Below are 11,480 nucleotides of genomic sequence, written 5' to 3' on the forward strand. Positions count from 1 at the left end.
CGCGCTTCCTCGCTGCCGGCGCGAGCGACGCTCAAGGCACGTTCGGTTTCCTTATGCAGGCCCGTGATGATGCCCTGGATGACGTCGGTAGACTGGCGGGTCTTGGAGGCCAGGGCGCGCACTTCGTCGGCCACTACGGCAAAGCCACGGCCCTGCTCACCGGCGCGGGCTGCTTCGATGGCGGCATTCAGGGCCAGCAGGTTGGTCTGCTCGGCAATCGCGTGGATCATGCTGGCGGCTTGCTGGATGGAAGCGGTTTCATCGGCCAGTGACTGCACCGATTGGCCGATGCCATCGACAGTCTGCGCCAGTTGCTCGATGACCTGGCGGCTTTGCTGCGACTGCTGGGCGCCGGCCATAGCCAGTTCACTGGCCTGACGTGCTTCCTGAGCGGTTTGCTGGACGTGGCTGGAGACCTGATTGATCGACGCGGCCATCTCGTGCATCGCCGTGGCGGCCTGGTCGGCTTCATTGCGCTGGGCCTGCAGGGCACGTTCGGCCTGCTCGTTGAGGCGGCCGTTTTCCTTGGCCAGGGCGGCGGTCTGGTCGGCGAAATCTCCCAGGCGGCAAAGCGCCGTGCGAATCCGTGCATCCTCGCTGATCAGTGCCAGGTGCAGCAGCGCCAGTGGCCCGGAGGCATCGCTGTAGGTGCGGGCCACCAGCGGGCTGTCGAATGTTTTTGGCGCTACTGCACGAGCCCGGCCGAGCAGCTGGCTGGAGTTGTGCAGGCTGGCAAAACCCTGCAGCCCAAGCAGGACCAAGGTCAGCAGCAACGCCGTGCCGGGCAATTCCAGGCTCCAGAGCGCCGCGCCGCTCACTACACCGAGCAGCGGCAGCACGAAGAAGCGTGCCAGTTGCGCGAATGCCTCGCCACGGCCGATGGCCGGGCGCCCCTGGTTCAGGCGCGCGTAGAGCGCTTCGGCACGGCGCACCTGCTCGCTGTTGGGTTTGCTGCGCACCGACTCGTAGCCGACGACCCGGCCGTTTTCCTGGATGGGCGTGACATAGGCGCTGACCCAATAGTGATCGCCGTTCTTGCAGCGGTTCTTGACGATGCCCATCCAGCTGCGTCCGGATTTTAGGTAGTCCCACATATGAGCGAACACGGCAGGCGGCATATCCGGGTGACGCACTAGGTTGTGCGGGCTGCCGACCAATTCCTCGCGGGTAAATCCGCTGATCTCGGCGAACTCGTCGTTGCAGTACGTGATGATCCCGCGGGTATCGGTGGCGGAAATGAGGTGCTGTTCTGCTGGGAAACTGCGTTCGCGGCCGCTGAGTGGTTGATTGATTCGCATGGGGAGGGCTCACCTGAATGATAGGCACATCGATAGCCTGGGAGGCAGTGGGTCTAGTCGGCTCTGTAAGCTGATCGTTTAGTCAAACTTTTTCACATTAGCAGGCACCCCTCTTGATGCTCCCCCATAGAGGGGGGGGCTAAAAGACAGGTGAACAGCCTGCTAGTCACAACTGTCGAAGAGTGCTCCCCCTTGATAGGTATTAGGGCTGGCAAACAGTTGTCGACCTGCGGCGGCAAAAGTTGAGTGCAGCACCTGGCCTTTCCGGTACGGTGCTGCCCCTATGTCTTACTCCGAACTCAGCGTTGAAGAGCGCGTCATTTAAATCGGTCATGCCCAAGGTTTCAGCCTGCGTAGGATTACCTGCTTGATCACCCGATCCCCTTCGACCATCAGCCGGGAGCTGCGCCGCAATCGAGGTGCCTGCGGTTGTTACTCGGCCCGTGCGGCCCGGCAGCAGATGCAGGCCCGCCGCTAGGTTTGTCGACCGATGCGAAAGCTGTTGCTGGGTAGCGAGCGCTTCGAGTTGGTGGCCCATCTGCTGCGTGAGCGTTTGTCTCCCGATCAGATTGCCCGCAAGCATGCGCAGCATGAAGACTCCCAACCTCAGAGAGGCCTACGTCTGTCGCAAGACGATCTATAACGCGATCTATGCCCTGCCGGTCGGTGAACTGCGCAAGGAGCTTATCATCTGCCTGCGCCAAAGCAAGACGACGCGCAGACCGCGCTATGGCGGTGTGGATCGGCGCGGCCTGATCCCTGAGATGGTCAGCATTCATGTGCGTCCGCCGGAGATCGAAGACCGGCTGATGCCGGGGTATTGGGAGGCGACCTGACCAAGGGTAAGGCTAACGCCTCGTCTGTAGGCACGTTGGTGGTGCGCGCCAGCGCCGACCCACAGAGAGCAGTTCCTGGTAGATATGGTGATATTGCACCGTGTTGCGCGGTCGGCTACCAGGCAGCGGCGCTTTCGGTCGGCCAGTTCACTTTGATGGTACCGCTCGGGTGTGGGATTTCCAGACAGATAGTCGATGACGCGGAATCCGACTTTGTCCCAATAGCCTGCAAGGACAGAGGAATGAAAGCAGGTTGCAGCGCCATGGCTTTCTGCGTGTGCACTCGGATCCATTTATGGACGAGGTTTGCGTTGAGGCTGTGGCTCAGCGCAACGCTGGCAATCGAGGCCCCGGGCTGGGCGCACTCTTGAATAATCTGGGCCTTGAAGGATTTGGAGTAGGAACGGCGTTGTGGCTGCATGAAAGACCCGCTTAAAAGGCTAGAAATGGTGTCCACTTAAATCAGGTGGACACCATCGCCTTTGGCGTCGGGGCCAGGAAGGTGTGTTGGCCGGACGGATACCACCCTGCAGCCAAAAGAATCAGATGTACTGAGCTTGCCCCGCTCACCAGTCGCTGTAATATGTATATCCATACAGTATTACGGCAACGCAGAATGACCTCCATCCTCGGCCGCATCCGGCCTTCATCAGTCCTCGTTCGCATGATCGAGGGCCGCGTCAGCGCTGGCTTTCCAAGCCCTGCAGATGACTATGCCGAGACATACCTGTCGCTCGATGAGCTGGTGAACGTGAGGGCTCCGAGCGTGTACCTGGTGCGCGCAGGCGGTGACAGCCTCACGGGTGTCGGCATCTATGACGGTGACGTGCTGGTGGTCGATAAGGCCGCTGTGGCCAACCAGGGCGAGGTGGTGATCGCCCTGGTTGGGGGTGAGTTCACTGCCAAGGTACTGAGCTATGACGCCAATGGCCGGCCAGTGCTGCAGGCCGCTAACCCGGCCTACCCCTCGATCACCTTCCAGGATGGCGAAGCCCTCGAAATCTGGGGCGTCGTCACGGATAACCTGCACTCACTGCGCCGGCGCTGATTCCATGTTCGCCCTGGTTGACTGCAACAACTTCTATGTCAGTTGTGAGCGGCTATTCCGCCCGGAACTGCACGGCAGGCCTGTGGTGGTGCTGAGCAATAACGATGGTTGCGCAGTGAGCCGCAGCAATGAGGCCAAAGCCCTGGGCGTGAAGATGGGCCAGCCGTACTTCCAGCTGCGCGAGCTGGTAGAGCGCCACGGTCTGATCGCCTGCAGCAGCAATTACGCACTCTATGCCGACTTGTCGGGGCGGGTGATGCGCACGCTGCGCACCATGGCCCCGCGCATCGAGGTCTATTCCATCGACGAGGGCTTTCTCGATCTGCAGGGTGTTCAGGGTGACCTTGAGGCGCTGGGCCGGCTGATGCGCGCCCGCGTATTGCGTGAGGTGGGTATTCCAGTCGGCGTGGGCATCGCGCCGACAAAGACCCTGGCGAAGCTGGCCAACTGGGGAGCGAAAAAGTGGCCGGCAACGGGCGGTGTTGTTGATCTACGCGACCCAGCTCGACAGCACCGCCTGCTGGCCCTGGCCGAGGTCGGCGAGGTCTGGGGCATCGGTCGCAAAATCTCGGCCCGCTTAAACACAATGGGCGTGTCTACCGCCCTGCAGCTGGCTGACTATGATCGCAAAACCCTGCGCAGAATGTTCAACGTCAATGTCGAGCGCACAGCTCGCGAGCTGGCTGGAGAGGCCTGTTTCGCCCTGGAAGAAGGGCCGGAGCCCAAGCAGATGATTGCCTGCACCAGGTCGTTTGGGGAGCGGAAACATACCCTGCAGGAGCTTCAGGAAGCTGTCGCGGGATACGCCACCAGGGCGGGTGAAAAGCTGCGTGGCCAGCGGCATCTATGCCAGGCGATTCAGGTGTTCATTCGTTCCAGCCCATTCGATCAACGGGGAGAGGCCTACAGCCGCACCACCTGCGTCGCGCTGCCGTACCCATCGGCTGATACTCGCGATCTGGTAGCCGCGTCGTTGGCTGGGCTGCAGGCCATATTCAGGCCTGGACCAGCCTATGCAAAGGCCGGCGTGATCCTGATGGACTTCGTAGAACCAGGCCGATTTACCCCGGACCTTTTCGCGCCGGCTCCGCGTCCTGGTAGTGATCGGCTGATGGCTGTCATCGACACGATCAATGCCAAGCAGGGTAGGGGAACAATCAGGCCCGCCAGGCTCGCGCCAGATCAAGGCTTCTCCATGAAACGGGAGCGGCTGAGCCCACGCTTTACCACCGCATGGGCCGAGCTGCTTCGAGTGAAGTGCTGAACCTGTTTTCGCTATACAGCGAAATTACAGCTTCGTTTGCGTGTGTTTCGCGTGAACCACTTCTGCAATCTGTTGGTGCAGCTTCACCGCGCCCTGGTGAGTGATAACGCCGCAGCATTGCAGTGTGACGGCCTGGCTTTCCAAGATGCCATAGAAGCGGTGGTACATCGCTTCGTCGGGATTGGTCTTGGCAAAGTTCTCCAAGTTCCGTGCGAACCGCTCCAACTCACTCACTTTCAAGCTTTTATCCGCCACGCTTCAGCCTCCGCTTTTGCTCGCCCACGTTTCAAATATCCAACGCCGGCAGGCTGTTCACGATCTTCTGGGTTTCTAGGCTCACTGTGACCACGCGCTGGAACAGTTCCAATGGGTACTTGGGGTTGCCCATGGTTTCGTTGGCCCAGTCGTTGGCGTCGTTGACGATGCCGCTGGCTTTGTCGGTGCGCACGGCTTGGCGTTCCATAACCCAATCCAATGCAGCCTTGCCGTTGACCACGTAATCCCAGGCCGCCTCGGGGATACCCTTGAGAGTGATCCGGGGGTTGTAGATGACGGTGGTCTTGTCGCCCTTCTTGGCGAACTTCATCTTCTCTACGCGATAGTCGGCATCGGTCAGTGCGCCCTTCGCTTCGATGGTCAGCGGATACGGCTCGACGGTCTCGTAGTTCAGGTGAAGCTCAGCTAGGGCGCGTCCCGCTTTGCTGAATGCCCAGAAATCGGCGGCCTTCTTCACAGCCGGAATGCGCGGTAGCTCCTTGCTAAGGTTGTCGGCAAAGCGCTCACAGTAGTCCGGGGAATGGATGATGCCGTAGACGTAGTAGAACAGGTCTTCCTTGCTTATCTGCTCGCCGGGGTACGCACTCTGGAAATGCGCCAGGCCTGCGTCTGTAATGGCATCGCGGCGGCGCAGGCCACCCTCACTTGGCTCGGCAAAAAGGTCGTTATCTGAGGCTTGGGCTGCTTCGTCGTAGAGGTAGAGCGGGAAGCACTGACCTTTCTCGATAGTGTCGAGGCCTGTGATGCTGTCTGCAATGAGCGCCGAGAAGCCAGCTCTTGCTCCAACACCTGCAACCTGGATCATCAAGTTTTTCGCGCCCGCCTCCGGAAAAATGCGCGGCATCTGGTAGACCATCTCGTTGAAACGACGGTTGAAGTACAGCCATTGCTTGGTGAAGGGGCGATACAGGCCGGGCACCAAGCAGTCGGCCTCGAAGGCATAGCTGCGATCTTTGCCAAGATCCTGCTTCAGTGCGCGAGTCCAGCTGATACGGGTCGGATCGTTGTCGATAAAACCATCCACCTGGGCCTGGCGAGTCTTGGTATCCAGCCCCGGATGCGCCGCGTTGAAGCGTTTAACCTCGGCGTTGTAGAAACCGATCATACTGGTCATGTTGGTTGCCAGCTTGGACTGGCTGGAGTTATAGGCCCAGGCATCTCGGTTGGTCACTACGCCCAGCGAGAAGTTATCGAACAGCTTGGGCGCAGTGCTCTTCTTGTCACCCAGCACGATGTACTCGGAAAAGCTGTTATCACGCTGCTTGAGCCAGTCGCCATGTTCATCCGGAATAATCTGCTGCCACTGCTCAATACCGACCACGCTGGCAGAACTGGCTATCTGTTCCAGCTTGTCTTCTTTGCTGAGGTCGTCACCCACATCGTGATAATAAATTTGGCCATGGGCAGAAGCATCCGGGTTCTTCACCAAAACAGAAATAGCAATCCCCGCCATGCTGCCACCGCCAAAGACATTGCCTCCCTCTTTGGCTCGACCTTTACTCAGCATGTTTTTGCGTATATCGCCACGCAAATTAAACACATGGATGCTGGAGAACTCCTCGGCCAGACACTTACGAACACCATCCATGGCAGATTTTTCTAGGAAACCACCATTGGTGACAAAGCCAATGACGCCAGCGCTGCCAATACGGTCACTTGCCCAGCGAATGGCGCGGATATAGCTGTCGTACAACCCTTTAGCGAGAGTAGCCCTGGACTGCGCCGCATAGGTGGAGCGGATGCGAGCATCGAGTGTTGGATACTCGACGTTATCGTTGTTGTCGTTCTCGCTTTTCTGGCCAACCGAATACGGCGGGTTCCCCACGATCACCCGAATATCCAAATCCTTCTGCCGCTTACGCCGGGCGCTGTTGTCCTCCAGCAGAGCGCTTACCAAATCGTCCTTCTCATACATCTGGAAGGTGTCAGTCAGACAAATGCCTTCAAACGGGGTGTACTCGTCGATCACTTCACCGTGGTAAGCCGCTTCGATGTTGATCGCGGCGATGTAGTAGGCCAGCAGTACCAGCTCGTTGGCGTGAATCTCGTGCTTGTACTTGTGCGGCAGCTCTTCCGGCTTGATCAGGCCCGACTGGATCAGGCGCGTGATAAAGGTGCCAGTGCCGGTGAACGGGTCGATGATGTGGACGCCCTTGCTGCCCAGGGTCTGGCCGAACTCCTGCTGCAGTAGGTGGTTGACGCTGTGGAGAATGAAGTCCACGACCTCTACAGGGGTGTAAACGATACCCAGGCGCTCGGTCATCTTGGGGAAGGCATTACGGAAGAACTTGTCGTACAGCTCTACGATGATCTTCTGCTTGCCCTGGGCATTGTTGATGCCGGCAGCGCGTTGGCGAACGCTGGCATAGAACTTATCCAGGGTGTCCGCTTCCTTGGCCAGGTGGTGCTCATGAAGAGCGTCCAGCACGCCTTGCATGGCCTTGGACATGGGGTTGTGGCTGGCAAAGCTGTATTCATCGAACAGGGCATCGAAGACTGGCTTGGTTACCAGGTGCTGGGCGAGCATTTCGACAATCTCGCCTTCGGTGATGCTGTCGTTGAGGTCGTCGCGCAGCTCGGCGGCGAAGGCGTTGAAGGCGGCCTTTTCCTGAGTGTTAGCCGGGTTTTCCAGAATGGCCTGAATGCGGTCGATGTGAGTGCGGGCGATCTTGGCGATGTCGTTGGCCCAGTCTTCCCAGTGGTGGCGGTTTCCGCACTTCTCGACGATCTTGGCGTAGATGGCTTTTTCGATTTCACCCACTTCATAGGTCAGCTCGGCCTGCTGAGTCATCTGGCCTTCGGCATCGTGCCGTGGACGCTTCTCGCCGATGCCGTATTGGCCTTTGCCGGCCTGGCCGTTGCTCGTGCCGCTGGCTTTCTTCGCCTTCTTGTCGGCCTTGTCGGTGATGGCGATGACTTCCATCTTGCGCGGGTCGGAGCCAATCAGGTCGAGCTTGTTGACCATGGCGTCGAAGCTGTCGTCGTGCGAGCGCAGCGCCTGGAGTACCTGCCAGACAACCTTGTAAGTCTGGTTATCGTTGAGCGCTTCGTGAGGCTCCATGCCCGCAGGGATGACCACGGGCAGTACGACATAACCGCGCTTCTTGCCCGGAGCGTTGCGCATCACCCGGCCAACTGATTGCACCACGTCCACCTGGGAGTTACGCGGGGTGAGGAACAACACGGCGTCCAGGGCCGGTACGTCCACGCCCTCGGACAGGCATCGCACGTTGCTAAGGATGCGGCAGGTGTTGGCGGGCGGCTCATCTTTGAGCCACTTGAGCTTGGCTTCCTTCTGGCTAGCATTCATGCCGCCATCGACGTGCTCGGCCTCGCAGATAATGCGCGAGGCTTCGTCGATGTTTTCGGACTCCTGGTAAGCCTCAACCACCGACTGGAACATGCTGGCGATGTTTACTGAGCTGACCTTGTGCTTGGTGCCCTTGTAGTTGGGCGAGATGACCTGACAGAAGGCCACAGCGCGCTTCATGGGCTGGTCATCACCCACCAGGTTTTCGGCGAGACCCTGTTTAGCCAGCGCCTTCCAGCAGCCGACGATTTTGGCAGCGTCGTCAACCTTTAGCTGGTTGTCTTCGTCCTTCAGCAGCTCCTGGAGACGGCGGTTAATGACGCTCTCTTCAACCGTGAGTACCAGTACCTTGTAGTCGGTGAGCAGGCCGCGCTGAACGGCCTCGGAGAAGTTGATGACGAACAACTCTTTGCCATACAGCGCCTCGTCATCCATCGAGCACAGGGTGACTTCACCAGACTCGGCCTTGATCTTGGCGTTGTCGCCATAGATGCGCGGCGTGGCCGTCATGTACAGGCGTTTGGCGGCGCGGATGTAGTCGGCATCATGGATGCGCACGAAGGTGCTTTCGTCATCATCGTCAAAGGTCGCGCCGGTTGTGCGGTGCGCCTCATCGCAAATCACCAGGTCGAACGCTGCCAGGTCATAGTCATGCTGGGCGCGGCTGATCACGTCGATGGAGTGATAGGTGGAGAACACCACGCTCATGTGCTCGGCATCGTGGCGCTTGAGCATTTCCGCTGCCAGACGATCCGCCTTGGTGGTGGCTGGGTAGCGCAGCTCGTGGGTGAACACCTGAACGGTGTCCTCGTCTGCCTTACGCTTCTTGCCTACGTCGCTGTCGGAGCAAACAGCGAAACTGTGGAGCGGAGTTTCGCTTTCCTGCGTCCACTCGGTGAGAGTCTGCGAAAGCAGTGACAGGCTGGGCACCAGGAACAGCACACGCTTGCCCTTGCCAGCCAGGCGCTCGGCAATCTTCAAACTGGTGAAGGTCTTGCCCGTGCCGCAGGCCATGATCAGCTTGCCGCGCTCGGCATCTTTGAGGCCGGCTGCAGTGGCGTTCAGAGCGGTTTGTTGGTGATCGCGCAGCTGCTTACGCGCTTTGAGCGCAACAGCTTGGTTGGGCTGGTACGTGGCCCAGTCGATCTGGCTGTCTTCCAGGGCTTGCAGGTCGATCTTACTGACTGGGGGCTGCTGCCCCTGCAGGGCACCCTCGGCGTGCTCACTCCAGTTGTTGGTGGTAGTGACGATGATGCGATGCGAGAACGGAGCCTTGCCGGATGCGGTAAAGAAGCTGTCGATGTCCTTCTTCTGGACGCGGTAATCCTCGGCGTACAGCTTGCACTGGATGGCGTGGTACTCGCCCGTGCCCTGAGTGCGCGCCACCAGGTCGATGCCAGTATCGCGACCGTCCAGCCCTTGTTCTTTGGCCCAGTCGCCGTACATCCAAACCTTGTCGTAGAGATCGCGGTAGGTGGCTTCGTTGCGCAGATAGGCGCAGATCAGCTCTTCAAAGTAGGTGCCTTTTTCGCGTTCGGATGCTGAGGCGGCGCGGAAGGTGTTGAGCAAGGCAGAGAGGGCGGACATCGGGGAGGAATTCCTTTTGGTTACACCAGGCGCGCTGCTTGCGCCAAATTGCGTGAGTTTACTATTAGCCGGGGACTTTATTGAGGCGTTGTAACAGGCTGGTTAGCTCAACGCGTGCATCAGCAGCAGATAATCCCAGCATTCCATCGGCGTACAAACAGGTTGCTGCGCTGACCCGCACAGGGTGTGCGTGCAAGAGTGGCATACGGGGTATGCGCCTTACTGGTGAGCTTTAGATACTTGGCCTAACCAAACAAGGTAGCTTTGCGTAGTAGCTAGCTGCTAGCAGCGATTAGGTGGCATTAACTGCCATCTAATGGCATTAGATGGCAGTTAATGCCACCTAATCGCTTAGAAAAACAGTTCAGCAGGTGATACACACTCTGAGTTATCTGGCATTTAATGGCATTTAATGGCATTTAATGGCATTTAATGCCTCGAAATTTGGTGTAGATCAGTCATTGATGCGCTTGCAGAGCAGAAAAAATCACTAAATATCGGCTGTATCACACGCTGCACTCCCTCCTCTGTATCACAGGCTGCACGCTTACTCTGTATCACACGCTGCACGCATAAAAATCAGTGCGAGACTATTACGGGTAGGCTGTTTGGGGTGATACACCAGTGTGGTTACTGGTGGGTTTTGGTGGCTTAGAGCCTCGTTCAACTTGCCCATATTCCGACTGCTATTTGCTGACGGAGTGACGCCCCAAAAAGTCAATGAGTAGTATCTGATCGTCACCGCCAGTCTAGCTTGCGTGACTCAGCTTGATGCCCACTGATGCGGCAGCAGTTGGCCGATCTCACTGGCTCGCTGAATCGGCAGCCGTGTCAGCACGTCTTTGAGATAGGCATACGGATCATGTCCGTTCATGCGGGCCGACTGGATCAAGCTCATGATCGCCGCTGCTCTTTTGCCGCTACGTAGCGACCCGGCAAACAACCAGTTCGAGCGCCCCAGTGCCCATGGCCGGATCTGGTTCTCGACCTGGTTGTTATCAATGGGTACGGCTCCATCTTCCAGGTAGCGCGTCAGCGCTACCCAGCGTTTGAGGCTGTAATCCAAGGCTTTTGCCGTTGCTGATCCATTGGGCACAAGATCGCGCTGGGCCAGCATCCAGTCATGCAGCGCGCCGAGTATCGGTGATGCCTTTTCTTGCCGTATTCGCCAGCGTTCTTCATCGCTCATGTCCCGTGCTTGCCGTTCGATTTCGTACAAGCCGCCAATCGCGTGCAATGCCTGTTCAGCCAGTTGGCTTTTGTTCGCCGCATGCAGATCGAAGAACTTGCGTCGGGCGTGGGCCATGCAGCCAATTTCGGTGATGCCCTGCTCGAAGCTGGCTTTGTAACCGGCAAAGTCGTCGCAGACCAGCTTGCCATTCCACTGGCCCAGAAAATTGCGCGCATGTTCGCCGGCACGGCTGGGGCTGAAGTCATACACCACGGCCTTCAGATCGGCGAAGGGCGTGGTGCTGTAGGCCCAGACGTAAGCCCGGTGGGTTTTCTTCTCGCCCGGTGCGAGCATTTGCACCGGTGTTTCATCGGCGTGGATCACGCGTTGGGCCAACATGGCTTCGCGCAGGGCATCGACCAGCGGCTGAAGCTGCACGCCGGTTTGTCCGACCCACTGCGCCAGTGTGGAACGGGCGATGGCCAGGCCGGCACGGCCAAAGATTTTCTCCTGCCGGTACAGCGGCAGGTGATCGGCGAACTTGGCCACCATCACGTGAGCCAGAAGGCCGGCAGTGGGGATGCCTTTGTCGATCACCTGCGCCGGCACGGGTGCCTGGATCAGTATTTCGCACTGGCGACAGGCCCATTTGCCACGCACATGCTGTTCGACGGTGAACACGCCCGGCGT

Annotated in this window: 7 protein-coding genes and 1 pseudogene; 3 read left to right on the forward strand and 5 right to left on the reverse strand. The window is 58.8% G+C overall.

Annotation, left to right across the window (positions count from 1 at the left end; all coding sequences use genetic code 11):
* A partial coding sequence (locus tag N1078_RS18920; protein WP_274089631.1) for a methyl-accepting chemotaxis protein occupies positions 1 to 1,298 on the reverse strand: 1,298 nt, incomplete at its 3' end.
* A 325-nt stretch (positions 1,299 to 1,623) separates the two neighbouring features.
* Here N1078_RS18920 and N1078_RS18925 point away from each other — a divergent pair.
* A pseudogene (locus N1078_RS18925) lies at positions 1,624 to 2,187 on the forward strand (IS30 family transposase); the annotation flags it as partial.
* Positions 2,188 to 2,249: 62 nt separating this feature from the next.
* Here N1078_RS18925 and tnpA read toward each other — a convergent pair.
* A complete protein-coding gene (tnpA, locus tag N1078_RS18930) occupies positions 2,250 to 2,555 on the reverse strand; it encodes an IS66-like element accessory protein TnpA (RefSeq protein WP_047302739.1) in 306 nt (101 codons plus the stop codon).
* A gap of 195 nt (positions 2,556 to 2,750) precedes the next feature.
* Between tnpA and N1078_RS18935 the strand changes: the two genes are divergently transcribed.
* Together N1078_RS18935 and umuC are read left to right on the forward strand one after the other, a co-directional pair.
* Positions 2,751 to 3,182 carry a LexA family protein gene (locus N1078_RS18935; RefSeq protein WP_274089632.1) on the forward strand — a complete coding sequence of 144 codons (432 nt, stop codon included), beginning with the start codon at positions 2,751 to 2,753 and terminating at the stop codon, positions 3,180 to 3,182.
* Positions 3,183 to 3,186: 4 nt separating this feature from the next.
* Positions 3,187 to 4,446 carry a translesion error-prone DNA polymerase V subunit UmuC gene (gene umuC / locus N1078_RS18940; RefSeq protein WP_274089633.1) on the forward strand — a complete coding sequence of 420 codons (1,260 nt, stop codon included), beginning with the start codon at positions 3,187 to 3,189 and terminating at the stop codon, positions 4,444 to 4,446.
* A 24-nt stretch (positions 4,447 to 4,470) separates the two neighbouring features.
* Here the strand turns inward: umuC and N1078_RS18945 are convergent, their stop codons facing one another.
* From N1078_RS18945 to tnpC, 3 genes are all read right to left on the reverse strand, one after another.
* Positions 4,471 to 4,701 (reverse strand): hypothetical protein, encoded by a 231-nt coding sequence (locus N1078_RS18945; RefSeq protein ID WP_274089634.1) that lies wholly within the window; start codon positions 4,699 to 4,701, stop codon positions 4,471 to 4,473.
* Between the two features lie 31 nt (positions 4,702 to 4,732).
* Positions 4,733 to 9,619 (reverse strand): DEAD/DEAH box helicase, encoded by a 4,887-nt coding sequence (locus N1078_RS18950; protein ID WP_274089635.1) that lies wholly within the window; start codon positions 9,617 to 9,619, stop codon positions 4,733 to 4,735.
* A gap of 763 nt (positions 9,620 to 10,382) precedes the next feature.
* On the reverse strand, positions 10,383 to 11,480 hold a 1,098-nt coding region (tnpC, locus tag N1078_RS18955; protein WP_274089636.1), incomplete at its 5' end, for an IS66 family transposase.

The sequence above is a fragment of the Pseudomonas sp. MIL19 genome, from assembly GCF_028680365.1.
GTDB lineage: Bacteria > Pseudomonadota > Gammaproteobacteria > Pseudomonadales > Pseudomonadaceae > Aquipseudomonas > Aquipseudomonas spirodelae.

Excerpts from the sequence above, each read along its gene's own strand:
- tnpA (WP_047302739.1), bottom strand. The coding sequence starts at position 2,555 with ATGCAGCCACAACGCCGTTCCTACTCCAAATCCTTCAAGGCCCAGATT.
- N1078_RS18935 (WP_274089632.1), top strand. The coding sequence starts at position 2,751 with ATGACCTCCATCCTCGGCCGCATCCGGCCTTCATCAGTCCTCGTTCGC.
- umuC (WP_274089633.1), top strand. The coding sequence starts at position 3,187 with ATGTTCGCCCTGGTTGACTGCAACAACTTCTATGTCAGTTGTGAGCGG.
- N1078_RS18950 (WP_274089635.1), bottom strand. The coding sequence starts at position 9,619 with ATGTCCGCCCTCTCTGCCTTGCTCAACACCTTCCGCGCCGCCTCAGCA.